Origin of the sequence: Streptomyces fractus (assembly GCF_049844455.1) — a bacterium.
Lineage (GTDB): Bacteria > Actinomycetota > Actinomycetes > Streptomycetales > Streptomycetaceae > Streptomyces > Streptomyces fractus.
The window spans coordinates 2,905,794-2,926,867 of record NZ_JBMYHI010000002.1; the positions used below are offsets into that span (position 1 = coordinate 2,905,794).

The window sequence follows — 21,074 nt, forward strand, 5'->3', positions numbered from 1 at the left end:
CTACGCTGCCACGGCTGTGGTGGTCAGAGTCCGTGGCACGACCCGTCAATGCACGTCGATAGGGTGGCTCTGGGCATAAACCCCCCTTGGCCACCCGGCCGACCCGCTACCAAGAGGGACGAAAGCGTGGGAGACCACTTCAAGGTAGAGGTCGATGAGCTCGACCAACTGATACGGCAGCTGCATCAGAGCCAGGACAGTATGCGTAAAGCACTGAGTTCCATGCGGGACACCGGGCCGAAGAGCACCGGCAGCAAGTCTCTGGACAATGCGTGCGACGAGTTCCACGACAGTTGGGACGACGCCATTACCAAGATCGCTGACGGTACTCAGCAGATCGAGGACAAGCTGCGCACCACGAAGAGCAACTACCAGGCGACCGAGGAAGCCATCCGCGATGCGATGTCCAAGGGCGCCACACCTTCGGCACAGCCATCGCCGACCCCTCTGTCCCCTTCTTCCTCAACACCGTCGGCCTCCCCCTCCTCCCCGTCTCCCACTCCGGCCCCAACACCGCCGGGAGGCCGGCCGTGAGCACAGCCTTCCCTGCCATTGGCTTCGATCCGGCCCCCGGCCAGTTGAGTAGCGTCGACGAACTCGTACGACAACTTTCTTCCTCTGCCTCCTCGCTCGATGGAGCGCAACGCACTCTCACCGCCCTCGCCGGGCAGAAGACGTGGGAGGGCGAGGCGGCCAGCCGTTTCGCCGAGAAGGTCAGTGACCTGCCGCAACTGCTGCGCGACAGCCACGAGGCGTTCAACAGCGCCCGAGCCCAATTGGACGCGTGGCGTGGCGCCCTTGCCGGGTATCAGGACACCGCTCGCCGCTACGAGGCGGAAGCCGAGGCTGCCAAGCAGCGCAAGGAACAGCAGGGTGCCGCCAAGGACCGCGCCACCACGGCCTACAACAACGCCGCCAACGACCCGGCATTCCGATACGTCGGCCAGAATTTCGCCGACCAGAACGCACTCCAGTCCGCACAGTCGCAGATCGATGCCGCCCAGCAGCGGTTGTCCCAGGCCGACCAGGCGCTCGATGCGGCGAGCAAGGAACTGACCGCCGCCGAGGACGACTTCGACGCCATCATCAAGAAGGCGGAGGAACTGCTCAGAACCCATCAGGACGAGGCGAACGTCGTCGCCGGCAAGCTGCGCAAGGCCAACCAGAACGCCCCGGACACCGGCTTCTGGGAGAGGCTCGGCGACGCCATGCAGCGCCTTGGTCATTCCATCCAGGACTGGTGTACCAAGCACGCGGACCTGCTCAAGACCATCGGCGACTGGCTGAGCACCGCCGGTGCCGTCTTCGGGATCCTCGCCCTGGCCACGATGTGGTGCCCGCCGCTGTCCGGGGGACTCGCCCTCGCCGGTGGAGCTCTGTCCGTCGGAGCGCTGGCCGCCCACGGTGCCGCCAAGGTGGGCGGGGCCGACGTGGGCGGCAAGACGCTGCTGCTGGACGGGCTGGGAGTTCTGCCCGCCGGCAAGTTTCTGGGTACCGCCGCCAAGGGAACGAAGGTGGCCCTCAGGACGGCCGGGAATGGCGAGCGCGCACTCAAGGGCGTCAACACCGTCAGCAAGATTTCCGATGCTATGGGCGGAACCGTCCAAGGTGTCGAGAGTGCCGCCACCGGCGTCGCCAAAAGGCTCGGAGCGGAGGCCGTCGTCAAGTTCGACGCCAAGGGGCTGGGCGTCGCCGACCGCATGAACCTGGCGTGGCAGACGCACATGGCCAAGTTCTCCGAAGGTGGGCTCGTGGCCGACCGAGTCAGTCACGTCTTCACCAGTACGCCGCTGAAGAACGTGCCCAGCGTCGTCGCCGCCACCCGCGCCGACGGTTCACTCGACCCCATGTCGTGGTGGTCGCGCGGCACACAGATCGGTCTCAAGCTCAAGGGCGCTGTCACAAAAGGCCTCGAAAGCGGGGACTCCGACGCTCCGGCAGCCGGAGCCCTGGGGTGAACTCAATGAAGAATCACGGATTCTCGGTCCTCGGCTATGCCAGGGGCGATCAGCCTGGTTGTCCCCCAGGGGCCTTCGACACGCTCTCTCCGCGGGGTGGGGGCAAGGAGTCGCTGCCACTCGCCTTCGTCGTCCAGCAGGCCGACCAGGTCGGTGCAGGCAAAGGTGCTCTCGAGGCCCCGCCGGAGGACTTGGCCGCTGCCCTGAGGGCCCTGCCGGAGATCCGCAAGAAACGAAGCGGCGCGTTCGCCATCGTCTCGGCCTCGCCGCAGCAAGAAACACTGTGCACGGTGCGTCCGGTGACAGGCGACAGTGCACACGACGTGTTCTCGCCCGACGGAACCCCCCTCGCACGGATCAATCGCGCGCCCGGCACCCTGCTGCCATGGCCGAGGCGTACACGGTGGACCATCCAATTGACGCAAGAAAACGCCTCGTTCACCGGGCGTAAGGGCACCTGGTATTCCTGGCTGCTCTTCGCGCTGCTCTCGCCTCTCTGGCTCGTCGTCTTTGCTCTGGCGTTGGTGTTCTCATTGCTGGGCGACGACGCGACGTGGTTGGACTGGGAGCCGCCATCGCGAACCAAGTGGCGACGAGGCGAACAATGGGGCTTGGACTACCGAGGAGTGAGTAGTACGTACATCCATTCCGGTAACCACCTGCATCCCGGTATCGCGTACGCGCAGGCGACCCTGCACGCATGGAGCCGATGATGAATCCACCGGGTTCCGAGTTCGGGCATGAGTCGTCCACCGTCGAGTTCGATGACGCCGTCACGCTGTGGATCCCCGACGGTATCCATTCCCTGGGGCTCGAACTACCGGAGGAGGAAAGGGCCGAGCGCGTCGATGACCTGGCCGATGGCCTCTGGTCGGCCGGAACCGACTTTCAGCGCGAGACGGTCGCCACCTGGTATCGCGAGTTCGCCGACTCGGCGGCGGATGACGGTGCGCTCTACGCCGGCGTGTGCTTCGTTGCCACCGAGAACGAACAGCCGGGCAGCGCGACGCTACTCATCCGTGCAGAAACGGCAGACAGTTCGGACGCCGAACTCGCCGTCACAGGCCTCGTGGAGGCACTATCGGCGGACCCGGCCAAAGAGGTCTTCCGCACGACCGCTGCTGGACGCCCTGCTGTGGTGGTGTTCTCCGCAACAACGACGGTGCTGTCGCAGTCCGCTGGGCAGCCGGCCACTGAGCTGACAATCGCCACCGCTGAGGCGTACATTCCGCTGCCGGAGATATCCCGCCTCCTTGTCCTCAATATCAGCAGCCCGTCTCTCGAGCTCTTTCCCGACTTCGCGTCGCTCCTGTCCGGAATCGCCGAGACCACGGAAGTCGACCGGGCCGCCGTGGACGATTTCGCGGCCGAGGACGGTACGGCTACCCGTGTGAGCACTGCGGGATCCGTGAGCTCCGTCTTCGGGTAACGCCCTCGTCCAGCAACTGCCAGGGTGAATGGGCGAGCCCAGCCCCCCCACTCGGCACGCTCAAGCGGGATGAAGGGGTACGTAGCATCCAGCTTCGTCCATCGCCTGGTCGTGCAACTCCAGCGGCGCCAGCAACAGGCCTTGTTCCGTACTGGACTTGTCCAGGCGCCGCGCCGTATCGCTTGATATAGTCATCGACGGACTGCGCGTCTTCCGCAGCACGGTCGATCTGTTTCCCATAGGCCTCAGGATCCGCCGATTCAGCTGCGAGATCAACAACTCGCCAGAGCGGAAAGGCCGGCCCTCCGCGTACTGCCGCCGTCACCCTGGTCTTCGCTGTGCGCTACCTGCTCGTGAACTGCGTGTCACTGCTTCGCGGCGGATTCGTCGTGTCCGTGGCACTCTCAGTACGGCCAGACTTGTGGTGTTGATCGCCGGGGGAGCGATTGCGTCCGCACCGAACGGCTGACCTGCCTCCGACAGGACCGGCCGACGCGTACGAGACCGATCACCGCAAGGCTCTTCGTGTGCTGATGCGACCGACGGGGTGTGCCGACGCACCGGGACGACGCGCTCCGCTCTACGGCCTCGCCGCTCCGGCCGGGAGGATGCCCGACACCTGAGTGGTGAACGGTTCGTGGGCCGGGAGATGCAGGGTGGCCCAGGATCCGTCGGCGAAGCCGAACTCGAAAAGCTCGTCGTTCATTTGATGACGGATCCACACCCCCTGAAAATCCTTCAGCGACGTGTCGACTTCGGTGATCCTTGTTGCCAGCTCATCGAAGTACTTGAATGCGACATCTGCCACACCTCAGCGCACATTGCGTACGCCTCCCAGTCTCCCGCGAACCAACCGAGCGCCTGTTCCTGATCCCAAACTCGCACGCGACGTCGGTCACCGTACGGCCCGACGAGCGTACGAGCTCGATCGCGTCCCGCTTGTACTCCTCGGAGTACCGCTTCGTTTACCTGTTGCCTACCTGGTCACTGCTTCAGCGGACCGTGAACATAGGGGGGATTGCTCACTCACGGCCTCCACACGTTCACGGCGTAGACGCCCCCGCCGCCAGAATCCCAGGAATCTGCGGCATGGCCTCCTCGTGGGCCGGCAAGTAGAGCGTGCACCAGGAACCGTCGTCGAAGCCGAACTCGAAGCAGCCTTCCTTCTTGTGGTGCTTCCGGATCCAGCTCAAACGCGAGCGTGGAATCTGCCGGCCGGCCTGGGCACCTTCACCGACCTCGTACTCGGTTGCCTGAGCACTCGGGGCATAGAAGACCTGCAGGTGCTCGGGGCTGAGGACCAGGAAGGAATGGATGCACAGCCAGCCTGAACGCGGCTGGGTGGCGGCCTCCAACTGCCCGGCCAGGCTGTTCCAACCGCCCCAGAAGGCGCGATTGCTCTGCTTGTACTTCTCCCGCTTATTCGGATCGCCGCTGAAGTTCGGGCCCGCTGGCGGTTTGTTGTCGCCTCCCAGGAACAACTGGTAAGAAGCCGCCCAAACCTTGCTGAACACGTTTCCGGACCGGCGGAGATTATTGAACACCTCAGGGCGCATCTCCGTGGGGGCGGCTGGTTCCGCCTCCTTCCACAACGGAAGACGTTCGATAAAGCAGAGTGCGACGACGGGTGTCCGCGCTTCAAGCAGTTCGGCAACGCGCGGGCGCATTACCTCGGCGAACTCGGCTGCACGGACACTGTCGATCATGAGCTTGGCTCCTGGGGTGAGCTGGGCGGAGGGGGTGGCGGACCACGACGCGCTCGATTATCCGAACGGAGTTGTTGCAGGGCCGGTCTCAACTCGCTGCTGGGGCACGACCCCAACCGCCGGCTGATGGGCACTCGTGTACTGGACGGTCTCCGTGTCCGTCGCCCAGTCAATGGTTCGCAGAATCTCGGCGAAGAGTTCCGAGTGTGTTTCCCAGCCCTGTGGGGTGAAGACACTCAGCTCGAAAAGGAGCAAATCCGCTGTGCCGGGCAACGGAACGTACGTCTGCAGGAGACCGCGCGGCAGGTCAGCGGTTCCGCCGTCGTCGGCATCTCGCACAGATACCGGAACTTGGGCAACCCTCGTCCATCGTGGTCTTGAGCTTGTCGGCAATCTCCGAAGAGGCGCGCTCAATACGGGTGATGCCGTCCTCCCACTCGTCCTGGAAGGTGTCACAGGCGTCGTCGAGTCCGTCGGTCCCCAACGTCTTGGGGCCGACCGTCTTGAGTCTCTTGCGAGCTGCCTGCATCCGCTCGGCGACCTCACTGAGCCGGTTGAAGGCCTGCATCGCCTTGTCCTGATCGAACTCGTACCCCGTTGACATGTTGGTGGCCTCCCCGTGCCCTCACAGCTCACGCGCCCCTGTATGCGCCATCCGCCCAATAGGCGCTCAACGCTATCTCGGCTCCCTATGAAGCCATCGGCGGACACGAAACGTTACCGAGAAGGGCTCAATGTGGGGCAATTCGTGGACGAACTCAACATAGATTCGACACAAAGAGGCGTAAGACCCACGGCGTACTGTCAATCCCCCCCTGCCCCGCGATCGCCGTAATGCAACCCCGAGTTAGCCGAAGGGGTTCGGGGTGGGCGGTAGGGCCGTACTGAGGTGGATCGTGGCGCCATCCGGTGCGTCATGAATCTTCTGCGCGATGGGGCCTCGGATCTGCATGGCGACAGCCCCGTCCTTGACAGACAGATTGTCGAAGTCGTAGGAGCCGCCCCCGACGAAGAATTGAAGCGGGATCAAACGTTCCTCGGGCTTCAGTGCGCCATTCTCCTTCTGGAAGGCGTACGAGAACGAGTTGACCCCATTGACGTCGGGATCCGACTGGAGCCAAGCCGCCCAATCCTCAAGGCTGGTACCGATGGGCTCTACATCAGCAGTTTCCGGATCGAACCGAACAACTTCCTCGTCACCGACGATGGCGAACTGGGCTCCGAAAAGGTCCTGCCCGAAGCAGAACAGATCATCGGCCAGGCCGCCGTAAGTATCCTTCCAGATCTCTCCGGTGTTCCACGACAGCATGTCCGGCCCGAGCCCTTCATCGCCTACGCGGAAAACCTGGACACCACCGTTGAAAAGGAAGAAGCCGTTCATCCTGGTGATGATCCCGCCGAGCTCCACGAGCGGGCCGTGATCGACACCGAAGTCCAGCTCAACCGAAGGCCCCATCGGCCCGCGGGCGCGGCCCATGAGCCGCTCAAGTGCACTGTCCGTCATGCGTTCCCCTCCGCTGCTTCAGGGCCGATCGGCCGCGTCAGGTAATACTCTCGCACCTGTTCGTCCACCGCCCGACCCAGGGTCGGCTGCAAGACTGGGGCGCTCGGAATTGCGTCCCACTTCATGTACGGCCACCACCGACTGTGGGCAGCCAACAGCATCTGCCCCCCACGTTCGCTGTCTCCCTGCATGACATACCAGCCCGCCATCCATGTACAGACGGCAAACCTGGTCGGTGTCTCCCCGGACAACTCAGCCAGCTCGCGGGCCCGTTCGAAATCGTTGGCCTCCGCCAGGGCCTGCCAGAGAAGCTCCTTGTCCCGCACATTCAACTCGCTGAACTCCCGGCCTGCCAGCTCGGCACCCGTCCGTTCCAGAGGCTTGACCGCGCCACCCCAGTCGGCATGGTTGGGCAGCAGTTCCTCAACAGAGAGATCCTCCGGTGTCTGCGCCAGCCAGAGCAGGTTCTCACGCAGGTTACGACCGTTGGGTACGTGCTCAGCGGCGGCCAGGAGGCGCGGCCCGGCCGGTACCCCCGCATGGACCTCAGCGGCCAAGAAGGCATTGCAGAAAGGCGTGTCCTGATCGCAGAGTTCGCCACCGAGCGGACCGTCTTGGGTGATGATGTCCTCAGCCAGATCCGCGGCCTCGGTAAACCGACCCTGCCAGAACAGAATCTGAATTGCCGCCGCAGCCGCTTCCCAGGCCTCGTCACGCGGACCATCCGAACACCGGGCCATCCGCAACAGTTCCGGTAGTGACTCGCGGTACCGTCCATGCCGGGCTCGCGAGATCAACTGTTCTGCGGCATTCACCTGGTACTACTCCTCACAGTTACTGCACTCTGATTTTGACGCGAGCTCCATCGTTCAACCCCCGGACTGCACTGCCCATACTGGAGCCCGACCCTTGATTGTCTCCTGCCGGAATGTACTTGACGCTCGCCCCGGCCCCTCCCTCCTTGTACATGGCGGGAGGATACTCGTCACGGTCGTCCGGGGGGCGAGTATCAATACCTCGCAAGGAATCTTCTCTATTGTTCCCCGCGTTCGGCTTGTCAACGGTGAGCACGGACGGTTTGGGCGCCCGCCGCTCCGACTGATCGCCTCTCCAGATCACTCCGTTCTGGGCTTCCTCGATATGCCTGGCGGAGTGGGGGTACTTGGCCTTGTCCACGACCATCTCGGCATCGTATTCGCCTTTGACTCCGAAGTGTTGAGATATTTCGGACCGGGCCTGCGCCTGGTTCACTAGCCGAGCCCTCGAACCAGGGCCAATCCTCCCGTGGTTCTTACCAATCCTCTCCGCGATTTTAACAAGCTCGTCCGCGTGGGTTTTATCCGCATCGACGATGTGTTTGACAACCTTCTCCGTCCCATGGCCGACCTGCTGATACATATCGCCAACAGCCCGGCCGGCCTCCTTGGACAGCTTGGTGCCGATCCTCTCGGCCGCCTCTTCCAGCGCCTTCGCTATCGGGTGGCTCATCCGAACGACACTCCCGACGCCGCGTTGCTGAATTTGACGGCGTGTCCGGCGACGGTCTCGGAGTGCTTCTTGAAGTCGTCGGCGTGCTTGAGCAGTTCGTCCGGGTGGACGGAGAATCCGGTGCCGCCGCCCGCGTCGGCGGGGCCTGCGATCGCTTCGCCGGCGGACTCGACGCCCTTCAGGACCAGGCCCTTCAGGGCGCGTCCCACGATGCCCTCGAGCGGTTCGACGGCCTGGGACGCGAGGTGCGCGACTATCTCCTCAAGGGCGCGCTCGAGGAGTTCGTTCACCACCTTCTTAGTGACCTGAATCAGTGCCGCTTCAGCCGCGGCGGCCACTCCCAGTGTGACCACGGCTGTCGCGGCGGCCACGGCCAACTGTGCTGCTATGAAGATGAGTTGGGCTATGACGGCCATCTTGGCCGCGACGATGAGGACCGCCGCGACCTCCAGGGCGACCGCCGCCATCTCGCATCCCTGGATGAGCTCGGTCATATGGCTGGTCGCCAGCCGGCTCCAGGTCTCGGCGAGGCGGTCGTACGACGACCCCTCGTAGCAGGCCGCCATGGCCTGGATGGTCGCGGAGGCCTGCTCCTGCGTCGAACCGATGTCGCCCGCGAAGGTGCGGACGTGCCCCGCGAACTCGTTGACCGCGTCCTCGTTCACCTGGGGCCAGTTCAGCCCCAGCAGGTCCATGACCCAGACAAGCTCGTCCGGTAACTCGATAGCCATGCGCTCCCCCTGTATCCCCGTGGCGCAACTGCCCTATCTGTGACGGTTGTTCGAAGGGTAGTTGTCCGGAGGTGACGCTTCCTCATGGAGTGAGTCATGTCAGGGCAAAGCGCGGGTTGTCCTCTGCCCCGAACAGTCCCGCCCACCCGCCGGATCCGGGCGTACACCCAGTACAGGGCAGCGAGTTGGACCAGCAGGAGCACCGGGACGAGGCATCCGGCGGGAAGGCATCAGTACCAGTCCGGGTCGGGGCGGACGATGCGCAGGTTCTGGTCGCCCTCTGTCTTCTCGGTCGAGGGGAGGCGGCCTTCCAGGCTGACGTTCTGGTACTCGCTGTTGTGCTGGGTGTACTTGATCTCGCCGTCCGGCATCACCGCGGTGATGATCGCCGCGTGGTGCGTATTGCCCTTCTCGGCCGTGTCGGCCGCGCCGGCCTGTTCGTAGTAGATGATGTCGCCCGGCTTCGCCTCCGCCTGCGTCACCTCTGAACCACCGTGCGCGAGCAGGAAGTTCTGCTGATTCTCGGCGGCGGCCCAGGAGTCGGAGTAGGCGATGCGTTTGTCGATCGCGTCGATGCCGGTGCGGTGGCCGATCATCCAGGTGTCGTCGTCCGCGGGGCCCCAGAAGCTCGTCTTCTCCTTCATGCCCGAGTGCAGCAGGGCGTTGGAGACGAAGTTGGCGCAGTTGTTGCCGAAGTCGGTGGGGTCGGCCTTGTTCCAGTTGGCGAGGGCGTACTCGACCATCTTCACGCGGTCCTACTTGCCGTCGGTGCCGCGCAGTTCTTGGCGTACGTCGGCGGGGATGCCGTCCAGGTTGGCGAGGGCGACCGGCTGGGCCAGCATCATGTCCTTGCGTTGCTCGGGCGTGAGGCCTTTCCACCAGCGGCGGGCCGTCGCACTGTCCGCGCCGACCGGGATGTCGGCGGCGAGCATCCGCAGCTGGACGTGCGAGGCGTGCTCCTGGAGGTCGTCCAGCGCCTTGTCCGGATCGGTGACACTTGTCTGGGCGGCGAGCCTGGCGAACTCGGCCGCAGCCAACCTGTCGGCTGTGGTGGCCTGTTGGACCGCCTGATCGATGAGGTCCTGCACCTCGGACGCCTTGGGCGCCTTGGACTTGTACGGTTCGACGTCTTTGGTCTCCGCCTCCTCCACCGCCTCCGACGGATCGGTGACCGTGCCGTCGGTGGCGATCTCCAGGCCGTGGCGCGCGGCGAGGTCCATCGCTGCGTGCAGGGTGCCCTGCGCGGTCTCGATGGTGGTCGTCATGCCGTCGGCGACCATGTTGACGGCGAGCAGGATGTCGTACGCGGACTCGAGTTGGTCGGCGAGGATCGCGAACTCGGCGGCCGCCTTGGCGCCGACCTCGTCCGTCCAGTTGTCGGCGAGCGGTTTCGCGCCGTACTCGCGGAGGTCCTTCGCCGCGCCCAGGGCGTGCTTGGCGAGGGCGTGCCATTCGTCGGCCGCGGTGGCCCAGGTCCTCGGGTGGGCGCCCGCCACACCCTCGTACGAGACCATGGTCAGGGCCTCCCGAGGTCGGCCAGGCCGGTGCGCAGGCGGGATGCGGCCTCGGCGTCCGCGCGGTCGTAACTGTCCGCGGAATCCCGCAACTTATCGCTCAGCTCGCCCATCCGCTCGGCGAGGGACACCATGTGTTCCTCCCACTTGCGCGCGCACGCCCTGAGTTCGGCCGGGCCCTGCCAGCCGTGGCCGCGGTGGGTGGCGTGGACCTCGTCGCTGGTGTCGAGTGCGTGGCCGAGGCGCTTGGCCGTCTGGCGGGCCAGGGACTCGGTGTCGTGGGCCGTGGCGCGTACGCGTGCGGCATTGATGTCGATGTCTGCCATGGGCGTTGGACGACTCCCCCGTTGTGAACCGCTGGCGACGGTTCGAATCCGGCGATCATCGTACGGGCCCCGGAGTGTGGGTGCCGGGGTACGGGTACCGGGGTACGGGTACCGAAGCATTGCCGTCGCCGGCCCACGGACCGCGTCGCGTTGACCAGTACGTATGACGGTGACGGTAGGTGCAGGTGCGTGGCCGTGAGGTGTCGACATGGGCGGGGAGTGTAGGGAAGCTGTCGCGTCCATCACCCGGGAGATCGGTGGCGTTTAGGCTCCGCGACATGACTTATGGCTCGGAATACGACGAACAGCTGAAGGCGCCCAAGACGCTGAAGACGCGGTTCCGGGGCCAGGGGCAGCAGGGACTCGTGCTGGACCGTCCGCGCGCGGCCCGGCAGGCGCGCCGGGTGTCCGGTGGGATCTCCGCGCTGGTCGCACTCGTCGCCATCGTCCTCACGGGCGTCCGTCTCGACCAGAGCGGCGAGGCCGGGGCGTGGACGGTCCTCTACCTCGCGGGCGGTGTGGTGAGCGGGTGCGGGGTCCTGCTGGCCCGGTTCGGGCGGACGCGGTGTGCGTTCGCGGCGATTTGTGTGGGGGCGGGGATCGCGATGCTGGGGGACGGGCCGATGTTCGGGTGAGGACTGTCGATCTGCCATCGCCGGAGGTCGGTAAGGCCACACCCCGCAAGGCATGCGGCGGACCGCCCCACCCTCAGGCGGCTACCTGCGCGGCGAACGGCTCCGCATGCGTCGGGACCGATGCCACCAGGGCGATCCATGAGCCGTCGGCAAAGGCCGGCTCCAAGCGCCCCCGCTGAACGACCCCCTTGGGATTGGCACGGATACCGGCGACAGTGGATCGCGGCGCCTCCCATTGGAGTTCGTGCACCCGCTTGAACTGCCATGGTTTCGCGCGATCCGCCAGGACGAGCACACGGCGGTCGGTGAACGTGACCGCCAGCCGCGGAGCGGGAAGATGCGCGGCGCTGTAGTGCCTGACCAAGAACTCCCCGGCCTGGCTCTCCCAGCCGCCGTGCAGCCCCTCGCCGTGTGCGGCCCTCGACAGGCCGTTGTCGACCGCCTGCTCGGCACCTTCCATGGTGCGCTCGATCCGGGAGTCCGGCTGGGGAGCGCTCGGCTGCAGGAACCGTTGCACTGCCCCCGGAAGCCGAGACTTGAACTGGCGCTCCAGATCGGATTCCTGCGGCGGTCGACGCAGCCATACCGGTCGGTCCGGCGCCCCTGGCGCCAACTCGCACTCGCAGACGGCGAGTAGCGGCTCGCCAGCCTGCAGATGCGATTCGGCCTGGCTGCGGCATTCCTTGTTCATCGGATACGTACCTCAGTCGAAGCGGTTTTGCCGGACAGCCAGTCGTCGGCTTCATCGGCTTCGTCGGCTTCGTCGGCGGCGTTGCCCGCAGCACCTGTCGCGCCTTCTTGAGCGGTCTGCCCCACTGGGTCCCCGGTGAGTCCGACAGCGCCGAGCGCCGCTTTACCGGTCGCCTTGACGACCTTCTTGGCAGCGAACGCGGAGAGTCCGTCGGCCGTCTTGAGGTCACCGACGTGCTTCCAGGTCCACGGCTTCGCGGTGCTGAACCTGCTCGTCCTGGCGAGCGCTTTGAGAGCCTTCATGGCATCCGGGATATTCCAGATTCCGGCTTCATCGAGTGGGCCCCGTGCATGCGCCTCGTACGTGCCTGCATATGCCCGTACATGCCACCGGGGGCGGCCGGTGCAATCGCACCCGCCGCCCCCCGTCACGTACCGCTGAGCGTTACGACCAGACGCTGGTGTTGCGGCTCTCGGTCGCCTGGTAGTTCTGGGCGGCCGTGTCGAGCGCGCGGGCGATCGACTCGAGCGTCTGGTGGAGGGACGCGGCGCGACGGTCCCACTCCTGCTGCTTGGCCTGGTAGCCCTCCTGGGCCGAACCTTCCCAGGTCGAAGCGATGCGCTTGACGCCAGCCTCGAGGTCGTCGAGCTGCTGGCGGACGTTGCTGGCCGTGGACTTGACGTCCTGCGAAGCCTGGGAAATGGTCTGGAAATTGACCAGAACCTGACCGGACATGATGTCTCCCCCGGGGGATGTTGGACGGAAAGGTGAAGAAGGATTACGTCGGTGACGCGCTGCCCGCTGTCGGCCGCTCGCGGCGCCGGATCAGCGGTCGGGGCGGCTCATCCGAAGGGAGAGGCCTCCGCGCCAGAGGCGACGTGCGAGATCGACGAGGCCTGCTCGTCCTCGGACGTCTGGTAGTTCTGGGCGGTCGAGTCGATCGCTTCCTTGATCTCGTTGAGCACCCGGTTGAGGGCCGTGGCGTCCTCGTTCACCTGGTTCTGCAGGTTGTTGTACGCAGTGGCCGCCTGGCCCTTCCAGCCAGAGGTGATCGAGTCGACCACCGTCTGCAGTCGCTGGATCTCACCCTGGATGGACTCGTTCACCTGGGAGATACGGCCGCTGAACGCGACCATCTCCTCGTGCGTGACATTAAACTGACCGGCCATGGCCACTAGCCCCCATGAGAATTCGACTTCGGTCCCCGCGCCGCTCGGTCCCCGGAAGGAACTGGGGCACGGGTGGCACTTCTCGATAGTGCCGCGACAGTACTTTAGCCACAACTGACACAGTCACCCAAGGCGGTTCCCAGGTGACCGGCCGTGCCGTGACAGGATCCACACAATGTCACGGATCGATACGGCGTCACAGCGCTCACACAGGACCCTTACGTCCGTTACATTCGTTTCGTCAGTTACATGGGCTACGTCAACGGCCACGTCAGCTGCCGGGTCGACTACCGCGTCAACTACCGCGCCAGCAACTGCTTCAGCCCCCTCGGCTGCGTCAGCCGAACACTGATCTGGCGCGATCGTCTTCCGAGGTCCGCCCGGACCGCCCCGACCGGTCGGACCCACCGCTCGGCCCACCACTCGCCCCGTCGCCCGACCCGTCGCCCGCTTCGTCCGCCGCCGGCTGGTCCCCTCTGAGGCGTTCGAGACCTCCCTGAGCCGCGTCCCCGAGAGCGCCGGTCGCACCCTCGACCGCGCCGTCCACCGCACCCTGGGCCGCCTCGCCCGGCGACGAGACCATCGAACGCGGGTCCAGCGCATCCGTGACGGCTTCACCCGCGCCCGGCAAGCTCTCGGCAGTGCTGTCCACGATGCCCTGGGCCGCGGCCCCCGCGCCCTGACCCACGCCCTCGCCCGTCGCGTGGACGCCGTCACCGATGCCTTCGCCGACCGCGCCGAGCCCCGCGCTCGCGGCCCCTCCGAGCGCCCGGCCGGCGGGGCCGAACCGTCCCGAGGCCTCGTCGATGGCGCCCGCGGCGCCGTTGACGGTCTCCGAGGCGAAGGTGCCCGCGCCGACCACGGCCGCCTCGCCCCACTTCATGCCGTCCTGCGCACCGAAGTGGTTCTGCACGCCCTGCTGGAGGAGGTTCTGACCGGCCGCCTTGCCCGCCTCGACCGCCGCCTCCTTCACCACGTCGAGGACGATCTCCTTGACCGACTGCACCGCTTCCTGCTCGACGGCCTGAGTGACCTGCTGGATGAGCTTCTGCTTCAACTCGTCGAGGATGCGGCGCACGATGAGCCGGGTCGCCTGGGTCGCCCCGGCCGCGCCGATCTCCGAAAGCCCGAACGTCACCGGTGCCGCGGCCTGGGCCGCCGCGATCTCGAAGGCCAGCGCGATGAGCTGCGCGATGACCGCGATCTTGCTGGCGACGACGATGACGGCGACCGCGTCGAGCGCGAAGGCGAGGATCTCGGCGGCCGTCGCGGCGTCGTCGAGGTAACCGTCCCCGCCGTTCGAGAACTTCTTCCACGCCTCTTCGAAACCTTGGGACGCGTCACCGGAGTTGGACCCGAGGACCGCGTTCGCGGCCGTCGTCCCGCCGTTCTGGGTGTCCCGCACCGCCGTGGCGAACTGCCGCCACGCCTCCGCCGCTTCGTGGATCTTGTCCTCGTCGGCGTCGGGCCAGCTGTAGCCGAGCAGGTCGAGGACCCATGCGACCTCGTCGGGCAGGGTCAATGCCATGCCGTGTCACTCCCCCGTTGTATGTGTGATGGTGGTTCGCAGATGCGCTCTGCGGTCAGAACTGCATGCCGAGGCCCGGGCGGCTCGACTGCTGCCCGATCATGATCTGGGCCTGGTCGTCCTCGGTCACCTCGTACTGGGTGCCCATGACCGTCAGGTTGCCGCCGATCTTGTCGAGCTCGTCGGCGAGGTGCTCCATCGAGGTCATCATGCCTTCGCGCACCGGCTCGTAGATGTCGTTGAAGGTCCCGATGATGTCCTCGCCCCAGTCGCTCTCGGCGCTTTCGAGGGCGGACTTCAGTTCCTTGGCGGCGGCCTTGAACGACTTGCCCAGGTCGCCGAAGGCGGTGCCCTGATCCTTGAGGACCGCCGGGTCGACGTCGAAGCTGCCTGAGCCGAAACCTGCCATGTGCTCCCCCATGAATGTGCGTGCGTGTCGCGCAAGTGGAGCCCGGTGACGCGTAGTTGATGTGCGTGGCGCCCCCGGACCCACGGACGCAGATGTCCGACAACGCGACCTTAGTGATCCCGAGACACAGAACTCGCCCCGAAGCGCCGGTCTTCACCGCCTCCACGCACGATTGCCATGTACCTGCGGTAGCGTTCCGCGACTGTCCACAACCAGATCCGTGAGGAGCGGGGAGAGCCGCACCGCGATCCGCTCGGCGCAGGGGGAATCACCCGAAAGATGTCCCACTACCAGCAGCACCCCGACCCGGGTGGGAACCCGGCCCCCGCGGCGTACCCGCCGCCGCCTCCTCCGCCGCAGGCACCCGCACCCCCGAAGCATCAAGTCCCGTTCATGGCGCGCCTGATCGGCGTCGGCGTCATGCTCGTCACGCTCATCGGCGGCGGCATCCTCGGCTGGCAGGCCACGTACGCCGCCGGCCTGCGCGGCACGCACGGCGAGTTCACGGTCTCCCAGTGCTCGGCGCACACCGTCGGCTATCGCTCGCACGGCAAGCACCGCACCCGTGAAGAGGTGGAGTGCCACGGGACGTTCACCGCGGACGGCGGCCACGGCAACGACCCCAACGCCTATCTCGAGCCGTCGTCCGTCCACGCCACGGGCGCGAAGATCCCGGTGACACAGACCGACTCCGCCTCGACGCTGGAGAGCCGTCAGTTCTCGTACGTCGAGGCGAGCGCGTGGAACGCCGGGCTGCTGTTCGCCTTCGCCTTCGGCATGCTGATCGGCACCGCGCTGGGCGCCTTCATGACGGTGACCGGCTGCACCGGTACGCGCAGCAGGGTGTCGTACGGCGCCGCGTGGCGGTCCACGGCCGGCGGCGCGACCCGGCCGGTCCTCTTCGGCCTGGCCGGGCTCGGCGCGCTGGGCGTGGTGGTGTCGCTGCTTCTGGGGCTTGCGCTGTAACCGATACGAGTACGAGGCACCTACTACTACGCGTACGCGCCGTCAGCATGTGCTGCGTCAGCGATACAAGAGCGGGACCATCGCGCTCCACCCCGCGACGAGCACGCCCAGGCCCGCGAGACCGCAGAGAGCCGGGCGCACCGGCCCCCAGCGACCGACGCCTCGCCATGCCTGCCCGAGACTGATGCGTCCGTACGCGGGGACGGAGCGCTGGTTCCGGGAGCTGGACCGCGGCGAGTAGCCGGTGAGGACGCAGAACAGGCCGACGGCCACCGTGAACGCCCCGGCCCCCAGCAGATAGAGGCCGCGGGAGAGTTCGCTCGGGATCAGCTCGCCGCCTTCGTAGTCGGAGTACCCGTCCGGGACCTTGAAAGCAGCCACATCTCCCGGGTCGCCGTGCCAGAGCATCTTGGCCGAAACCCCGGTCGTGGTCCGGCCGTTGACGTCGTCCTTGAACGTGCCCTCGCACTCCTGGTGGTCGCCGGCGAACGCGCACGACTGGATGTGGAACGTGCCGGGGTGCGCCGTGACGGTCACATGACCGTCGAGTGCGCCGGTCCCCGCGATCGCGAAGAACAGGCCCAGCAGGACGACGAGGGTTCCCACCAGCCAGCCACCGAGGTGTTGCAGGACGTAGGTGCTGCGCTCCCCCACGTTCCCCAGCAACTGGTCTTGCCTGAGGCTCATGGCTACGCGCTCCCCGCCAGCCAGCTCCCGACGAACAGCACCGGACACAGCACCGCCACGACGACGAGGATCGGCAGCGCCGGGCCGCGCTCGTGCCGCACGACGTGCCAGCCCTCCCCCAGGGTGACCCGGCCGAAGCGGCGTTCACGTTCGCGCCAGACACCGATGAAGGGGCCGTAGTGGAGGGGCGGTCGCGGCTGGTAGCCGGTCAGCAGCAGGAAGGCGCCGACGAGCCACAGCGCGTCCGTGATGCCGAGCCAGAACAGTGCCCTGGACAGCTTGGCCGTGGTGAGTTCGCCGTCGGTCGTGGCCGTGTAGCCGTCGTCCGTCTTGAACGCGGGGAGTGCGGCACTCGGGATGGCGTCGCGGTCGTTCGCCAGGGTGGCGCCCCGCGTCTTCTCGCCCGTCTTGTCGTCCTCGAAGGTGCCGGTGCAGGTGTAGCCCTGGTCCGCGGGCTTGCACGACTGCACCACGACGGATCCCGGCCGCGCGGAGACCGTCACGTGTCCGTCGAGGTACCCGACGCCCACCCAGGCCGTCGCGCAGCCGATGACCACGATGCCGACTCCCGCGATCCAGCCGAACATGCGCCGGAAGATGTAATTGCGCCGATCCACGTACTGGTCGGCGGCCCCCGTTGATGTCACGTCAGCTCCTGCCCTCAACGAATCCGGCCGTCGCGCCCGGGCGCGTTCTTCGGGTCCTCGTCCGGGTCGTAGTCACGGACCTGCTGCCGCTCCTGCGGCGACATGTTCCGCCACTGCTCCCGCATGGGAGCCAGCCCCTCGCCCAAGGCACGGTGTCCGGCCGGCGAGTCCAGAACGTCCTTCAACTCCATGCGTCCACTGAGGAGTTGACGCGCGAGATCCTGCAGCGCGGGCGGCGCGTTCTTCATGTCACGCACCTTGCGGAGGCTCTCCGTGAGGTGCTCGTTCTGCTCCTCGGTGAGGTTCTTGTCCTCGATGGGGTACTCGCGCTCGCCGTGCGCGTCGTACCCGCGGCCGCTTCCAGTGTTCATAGTGTGGGGTTCCCTCCCTCTCATCGCATCTCGCCGATGGGTACCGATGGTTGATGGATCAGCCGAAGACAGCCCGGACGGACTTGTTCTCGGCAATGTCAGCGCTCTCGTAGCCGGCCGAGGACGAACTCGCTTCCGGGGCCTCGGGAGTGGCGGCGGCGTCCTGGCCGGACGGTGTGCCGTCTCCGCTCGGGGCCTGGTCGCCGCTCGGGGTGCCGTTGTCACTGGGCGCGTCGCTGCCACTCGGGGTGGCGTTCCCGCCCGGTGACTCGCTGCCGCCCGGCGAGTCATTGCCGCTGGGCGAGTCACCGCCGCTGGGAGTCCCGTCCCCCGCGGTCTCTCCGCCCTCGCCGCCGCTGCCCGCCGTGGAGCGCTTCTCGGTGAAGTTGTTGAACAGCTCACCGGCGCCCTGCTCCATCGCGCGCAGACCACCGGCGTCACCGCCGGCCGCCGCGATACCGCCGGCTCCGACCTTCCCCAAGGCTTTCGCCTTGAAGTCGTACCCCTTGCCGTCGTCGCTCTCCTCGAACTCACCGAAGACCTTGCCGATGGCGCCATTGCCGGCGGCGACTCCGAGGCCCTGGAAGTCGATGCCTTTCTGCGCACCGAACGAGGTCTTGAGGCTCTGGCTCACCACCTCTTGACCCAACTTGGAGGCGATGTCGGTCGCGATCTCCTTGGCGATGTCCTGGATCTTCTTGATCGCCCGCTCCTTGAGAGCGTTGACGACCGCATCCATGATCTTCTGCGCCGCTTCCGTCGCGGCCCGCTGCAACAGCATCCGGCTGGTCGCGACCTCGCCGGCGAGCACGGCTTCGGAGGCCCCCAGGGTCACCGGTGCCGAGGCCTGAGCGATCGCGAACTGGACGGCGATGAAGATGAGTTGAGCGATCACGTACATCTTCAGGGCGAGTACGGCGTACCCGCAGATGTCCAGGGTGACCGCCAGGAGATCGGCCGACGTCGCCAGGTCGGCCAGATAGCCGTCACCGCCGTCGAACTTCTTCCACTCGCGGACGAATGCCTCGGCCGCCTCACCGACATGGGCGCCCGCGACGGCGCGCGCCGCGCTTTCCCCCTGCGTGGCGTACTCGGCGGCGGCCTGACCGAACTCGCGCCAAAGCTGCGCGGCCTCGTGCAGTTTGTCCTCGTCGATGTTCGGCCACTTGAAGTCCAACAGGTCGAGAACCCAGTCGACCTCGGTAGGCAGCATGATCGCCACGAGTGATGACCCTCCGGTGAATATTACGTTCGATGCGCGGACGGCCGAACTGGTCCGAGACCCGGCCGCATTACGTCCGCTTGGTGACTATTGGCCGATCTGCCGGAGAGCGTCCTCATTGCCTTGTTCGGCCTGCTCGTACAGGTTGGCGTTGGACGTGAGCTTCTCGCCGATGCCCTTCAGCCCATCACCGAGATGTTCGAGCGAATCGAGAATTCCTCCGCTCGCCGCCTTGTACATGTCGAGGGCGACGGTGACACCGATGACGTCGTCCTCGCCCCAACCGTCCTCGAGCGCCTTGAGAGCGTCGTCGAACTGCTTCGACCGCTTGGCGAAGTCGGCGGCGATGCGACCGAAGGCGCCTCCCTGCTCCTTGAGCACGTCCGCCTGAACCCCGTAGCCAGAGCCCCCCATGTCACACATCCCCTGGTTGTCGATTCGATCGCCTGCGCGGTCATCCACTGCACCACGCGACCACAGTTGAGCTGCGTACCGTACATTAGTCGGCGGTCTCGGCCGACGCCCCGGGCGCCACGGAGCCCCCACAGCCCGCACGCGCGCTGCACACAGCTCTGCCAGGCCCTTCCCGACGCCCCCTTACCCCACGAAGGGCACCCACTTCGATGACCAGCCCCCCGAAGGCACGGCAGAAGACGCCCATTGGCCAGCGCAATGGGCTCGGATTCCTACTCATCATAGGCTTCGTGGGAATGTCCCTCGTGTACGGATTCCAAGCTCTTTCGTCCTGGGGTCATTTCGGCACGCACGGCACTTTCACTGTGCAGAAGTGCGAACAGACAAGATCCCACACCAGTTCGTCGCGGGGCCCGTCCAGTTTCCGCGCGACCTGCACGGGGTCGTTCCGTTCCGACGACCGCTCCTATACGGACAACACCGCACAGGTCACCATCGGCACGGGCGACGCGCCGAGCAAGGACGGCAACGCGTACGTGGCGCGGCTGCTCGGCTCCGACGTGTCGAACCTCGAACTCGCCGCCCAGCACTTCGACTCCGACTTCGTCGGACATGTCATCACGGGTGACTACGAGCTGGACAACGGCCAGCGCGCGGCGCAAGCGGCGGCCATGGTCAGTGGCGGATTCATCTTCCTCGGCATGGGCATCTTCTGCTTGGTCGCGGACTGGCCACGGCGGGGCGGCCCGAAGGTCAAGGAAGCCTGGAACAACGTATTGGGAACTCCGAGCCGCATCGCGGTCATCGTCTTCACGAGCATCGGAGTCGTCGGATTCATCGCCGCTGCCATCGCGAAGTGATTTTCCCCGTTCCCGGTCTGTGGATCCCTCTCCGTTGGAGCATCCGGTATGCCTGAACTTCAAAAAGCGACGCGCACACAAGAGCCCGCCTGGGCGGGCCGGATCACCGCCGCGGTCATCTCAATCGTGGCCCTCCTCATGGCCGCGATGTATTTCGCCCAAGGCGTGGAGCGGTCCGGAGCCATCGGCTCGACCGGAACCCTGACGGTGACGGACTGCTACCCGCGCGGCTCGCAGGGCAACACCTGCGTGGGACGCTTCCGGTCCGACTCCGGGCAGGAGGCGGTGGACGACGCCGTAGCCAAGCCGCGTTACGCCTACGAGAACGGGGAGAAGGTCACGGTCTCCGGTTCCGGCGGCTCGTACACGGTCCAGAACTGGTCGGAATCCGCTTGGACGTTCTGCCTGGCCTTCTTCTACCTGGGCGCGTTCTCCTTCGTACTGCGCGGACTGCCGAACGGCTTCAAGCGCATGAAGGAAACGACCGAATCGTCTCCCGACAAGTGGTACTCCATCACCGCCCCGATGCGGGACGCATTGTCGGGCTGGGGCTTCCTCGTCTCCCTGGTAGGTCTCATCGCGTCGATCGTCGTCTATTCGACCTGAAGAAGGACGAACACCCCGAGCACCGTCCCACGTTAGGGTTCCCGGCGCTCCCGGGGTGGGCGGCCCACTCAAGGGGGCGCGGTGCGTGTCGAGTTGAGCGTTGGGAATGCCGTGGAACGCCTGGCTCGATCGGCGTCTGCGGGCGGGCTTTCAGCGGTGAGCAGCGTGTGACGTCATACGAGTACGAGGGGCCCCGTCCGCGTCGGACGGGGC

At 66.3% G+C, this 21,074-nt stretch carries 29 protein-coding genes; 8 read left to right on the top strand and 21 right to left on the bottom strand.

Going from position 1 to position 21,074, the window contains the following annotated elements; all coding sequences use genetic code 11:
* The first annotated feature begins 126 nt into the window (after nt 1–126).
* The 4 genes from ACP4E5_RS14790 to ACP4E5_RS14805 are packed head-to-tail and all read left to right on the top strand — an operon-like array spanning nt 127 to nt 3,387.
* Entirely contained in the window at nt 127–534 is a 408-nt protein-coding gene (locus tag ACP4E5_RS14790; protein ID WP_425828799.1) for a WXG100 family type VII secretion target, read from the top strand.
* A complete protein-coding gene (locus ACP4E5_RS14795) occupies nt 531–1,958 on the top strand; it encodes a putative T7SS-secreted protein (RefSeq protein ID WP_425828801.1) in 1,428 nt (475 codons plus the stop codon). The genes ACP4E5_RS14790 and ACP4E5_RS14795 overlap by 4 nt, the downstream gene beginning before the upstream one ends.
* Nucleotides 1,955–2,671 carry a hypothetical protein gene (locus tag ACP4E5_RS14800; protein WP_425828803.1) on the top strand — a complete coding sequence of 239 codons (717 nt, stop codon included), beginning with the start codon at nt 1,955–1,957 and terminating at the stop codon, nt 2,669–2,671. Before ACP4E5_RS14795 ends, ACP4E5_RS14800 begins: the two co-directional genes overlap by 4 nt.
* On the top strand, nt 2,659–3,387 hold the full coding sequence (locus ACP4E5_RS14805) for a hypothetical protein (RefSeq protein ID WP_425828805.1): 729 nt from the start codon (nt 2,659–2,661) through the stop codon (nt 3,385–3,387). Before ACP4E5_RS14800 ends, ACP4E5_RS14805 begins: the two co-directional genes overlap by 13 nt.
* A gap of 580 nt (nt 3,388–3,967) precedes the next feature.
* On the opposite strand, the gene ACP4E5_RS14810 is transcribed toward ACP4E5_RS14805, so the two are convergent.
* The 10 genes from ACP4E5_RS14810 to ACP4E5_RS14855 form a co-directional block, all read right to left on the bottom strand.
* Nucleotides 3,968–4,195, bottom strand: a complete 228-nt coding sequence (locus tag ACP4E5_RS14810; protein ID WP_425828807.1) for a hypothetical protein — start codon at nt 4,193–4,195, stop codon at nt 3,968–3,970.
* Between the two features lie 235 nt (nt 4,196–4,430).
* Complete coding sequence (locus tag ACP4E5_RS14815; protein ID WP_425828809.1) at nt 4,431–5,093, bottom strand: hypothetical protein; 663 nt, start codon at nt 5,091–5,093, stop codon at nt 4,431–4,433.
* Nucleotides 5,094–5,400: 307 nt separating this feature from the next.
* Nucleotides 5,401–5,697: a hypothetical protein gene (locus ACP4E5_RS14820; RefSeq protein WP_425828811.1), complete on the bottom strand. Its 297-nt coding sequence runs from the start codon at nt 5,695–5,697 to the stop codon at nt 5,401–5,403.
* Between the two features lie 243 nt (nt 5,698–5,940).
* The gene (locus ACP4E5_RS14825) at nt 5,941–6,597 is read right to left on the bottom strand and encodes an SMI1/KNR4 family protein (protein ID WP_425828813.1); all 657 of its coding nucleotides are present in this window, start codon (nt 6,595–6,597) and stop codon (nt 5,941–5,943) included.
* Nucleotides 6,594–7,412, bottom strand: a complete 819-nt coding sequence (locus ACP4E5_RS14830) for a hypothetical protein (protein WP_425828815.1) — start codon at nt 7,410–7,412, stop codon at nt 6,594–6,596. Before ACP4E5_RS14830 ends, ACP4E5_RS14825 begins: the two co-directional genes overlap by 4 nt.
* A 19-nt stretch (nt 7,413–7,431) precedes the next feature.
* A complete protein-coding gene (locus ACP4E5_RS14835; RefSeq protein ID WP_425828817.1) occupies nt 7,432–8,085 on the bottom strand; it encodes a NucA/NucB deoxyribonuclease domain-containing protein in 654 nt (217 codons plus the stop codon).
* Nucleotides 8,082–8,816, bottom strand: coding sequence for a WXG100-like domain-containing protein (locus ACP4E5_RS14840; protein ID WP_425828819.1), 735 nt, complete (start codon nt 8,814–8,816; stop codon nt 8,082–8,084). Before ACP4E5_RS14840 ends, ACP4E5_RS14835 begins: the two co-directional genes overlap by 4 nt.
* A gap of 230 nt (nt 8,817–9,046) precedes the next feature.
* On the bottom strand, nt 9,047–9,559 hold the full coding sequence (locus tag ACP4E5_RS14845) for an amidase domain-containing protein (RefSeq protein WP_425841345.1): 513 nt from the start codon (nt 9,557–9,559) through the stop codon (nt 9,047–9,049).
* A 12-nt stretch (nt 9,560–9,571) separates the two neighbouring features.
* Complete coding sequence (locus ACP4E5_RS14850; protein WP_425828821.1) at nt 9,572–10,330, bottom strand: hypothetical protein; 759 nt, start codon at nt 10,328–10,330, stop codon at nt 9,572–9,574.
* Nucleotides 10,331–10,332: 2 nt separating this feature from the next.
* The gene (locus ACP4E5_RS14855) at nt 10,333–10,656 is read right to left on the bottom strand and encodes a type VII secretion target (RefSeq protein WP_425828823.1); all 324 of its coding nucleotides are present in this window, start codon (nt 10,654–10,656) and stop codon (nt 10,333–10,335) included.
* Nucleotides 10,657–10,934: 278 nt separating this feature from the next.
* On the opposite strand from ACP4E5_RS14855, the gene ACP4E5_RS14860 reads away from it, so the two are divergent.
* A complete protein-coding gene (locus ACP4E5_RS14860) occupies nt 10,935–11,291 on the top strand; it encodes a hypothetical protein (RefSeq protein WP_425828825.1) in 357 nt (118 codons plus the stop codon).
* A 73-nt stretch (nt 11,292–11,364) separates the two neighbouring features.
* Here ACP4E5_RS14860 and ACP4E5_RS14865 read toward each other — a convergent pair whose 3' ends face one another.
* From ACP4E5_RS14865 to ACP4E5_RS14890, 6 genes are all read right to left on the bottom strand, one after another.
* Nucleotides 11,365–11,982, bottom strand: coding sequence for a hypothetical protein (locus ACP4E5_RS14865; RefSeq protein ID WP_425828827.1), 618 nt, complete (start codon nt 11,980–11,982; stop codon nt 11,365–11,367).
* Complete coding sequence (locus tag ACP4E5_RS14870) at nt 11,979–12,284, bottom strand: hypothetical protein (RefSeq protein WP_425828829.1); 306 nt, start codon at nt 12,282–12,284, stop codon at nt 11,979–11,981. The genes ACP4E5_RS14865 and ACP4E5_RS14870 overlap by 4 nt, the downstream gene beginning before the upstream one ends.
* A 142-nt stretch (nt 12,285–12,426) precedes the next feature.
* Complete coding sequence (locus ACP4E5_RS14875; protein ID WP_425828831.1) at nt 12,427–12,717, bottom strand: WXG100 family type VII secretion target; 291 nt, start codon at nt 12,715–12,717, stop codon at nt 12,427–12,429.
* Nucleotides 12,718–12,824: 107 nt separating this feature from the next.
* A complete protein-coding gene (locus ACP4E5_RS14880; protein WP_425828833.1) occupies nt 12,825–13,151 on the bottom strand; it encodes a WXG100 family type VII secretion target in 327 nt (108 codons plus the stop codon).
* Between the two features lie 337 nt (nt 13,152–13,488).
* A complete protein-coding gene (locus tag ACP4E5_RS14885; protein WP_425828835.1) occupies nt 13,489–14,679 on the bottom strand; it encodes a WXG100-like domain-containing protein in 1,191 nt (396 codons plus the stop codon).
* 55 nt (nt 14,680–14,734) lie between these two features.
* Entirely contained in the window at nt 14,735–15,088 is a 354-nt protein-coding gene (locus tag ACP4E5_RS14890) for a WXG100 family type VII secretion target (RefSeq protein WP_425828837.1), read from the bottom strand.
* A gap of 393 nt (nt 15,089–15,481) precedes the next feature.
* Between ACP4E5_RS14890 and ACP4E5_RS14895 the strand changes: the two genes are divergently transcribed.
* On the top strand, nt 15,482–16,054 hold the full coding sequence (locus tag ACP4E5_RS14895) for a hypothetical protein (RefSeq protein ID WP_425828838.1): 573 nt from the start codon (nt 15,482–15,484) through the stop codon (nt 16,052–16,054).
* 57 nt (nt 16,055–16,111) lie between these two features.
* On the opposite strand, the gene ACP4E5_RS14900 is transcribed toward ACP4E5_RS14895, so the two are convergent.
* The 5 genes from ACP4E5_RS14900 to ACP4E5_RS14920 form a co-directional block, all read right to left on the bottom strand.
* Nucleotides 16,112–16,741: a hypothetical protein gene (locus ACP4E5_RS14900; RefSeq protein ID WP_425828840.1), complete on the bottom strand. Its 630-nt coding sequence runs from the start codon at nt 16,739–16,741 to the stop codon at nt 16,112–16,114.
* A 2-nt stretch (nt 16,742–16,743) separates the two neighbouring features.
* A complete protein-coding gene (locus tag ACP4E5_RS14905) occupies nt 16,744–17,388 on the bottom strand; it encodes a hypothetical protein (protein ID WP_425828841.1) in 645 nt (214 codons plus the stop codon).
* 14 nt (nt 17,389–17,402) lie between these two features.
* Nucleotides 17,403–17,759: a hypothetical protein gene (locus tag ACP4E5_RS14910; RefSeq protein WP_425828842.1), complete on the bottom strand. Its 357-nt coding sequence runs from the start codon at nt 17,757–17,759 to the stop codon at nt 17,403–17,405.
* A 58-nt stretch (nt 17,760–17,817) separates the two neighbouring features.
* On the bottom strand, nt 17,818–18,972 hold the full coding sequence (locus tag ACP4E5_RS14915; RefSeq protein ID WP_483030478.1) for a WXG100-like domain-containing protein: 1,155 nt from the start codon (nt 18,970–18,972) through the stop codon (nt 17,818–17,820).
* 96 nt (nt 18,973–19,068) lie between these two features.
* The gene (locus ACP4E5_RS14920; RefSeq protein ID WP_425828846.1) at nt 19,069–19,395 is read right to left on the bottom strand and encodes a WXG100 family type VII secretion target; all 327 of its coding nucleotides are present in this window, start codon (nt 19,393–19,395) and stop codon (nt 19,069–19,071) included.
* Nucleotides 19,396–19,760: 365 nt separating this feature from the next.
* Here ACP4E5_RS14920 and ACP4E5_RS14925 point away from each other — a divergent pair, with 365 nt between their 5' ends.
* Together ACP4E5_RS14925 and ACP4E5_RS14930 are read left to right on the top strand one after the other, a co-directional pair.
* Nucleotides 19,761–20,255: a hypothetical protein gene (locus tag ACP4E5_RS14925; RefSeq protein ID WP_425828848.1), complete on the top strand. Its 495-nt coding sequence runs from the start codon at nt 19,761–19,763 to the stop codon at nt 20,253–20,255.
* 48 nt (nt 20,256–20,303) lie between these two features.
* On the top strand, nt 20,304–20,861 hold the full coding sequence (locus ACP4E5_RS14930) for a hypothetical protein (RefSeq protein WP_425828850.1): 558 nt from the start codon (nt 20,304–20,306) through the stop codon (nt 20,859–20,861).
* Nucleotides 20,862–21,074 lie beyond the last annotated feature (213 nt).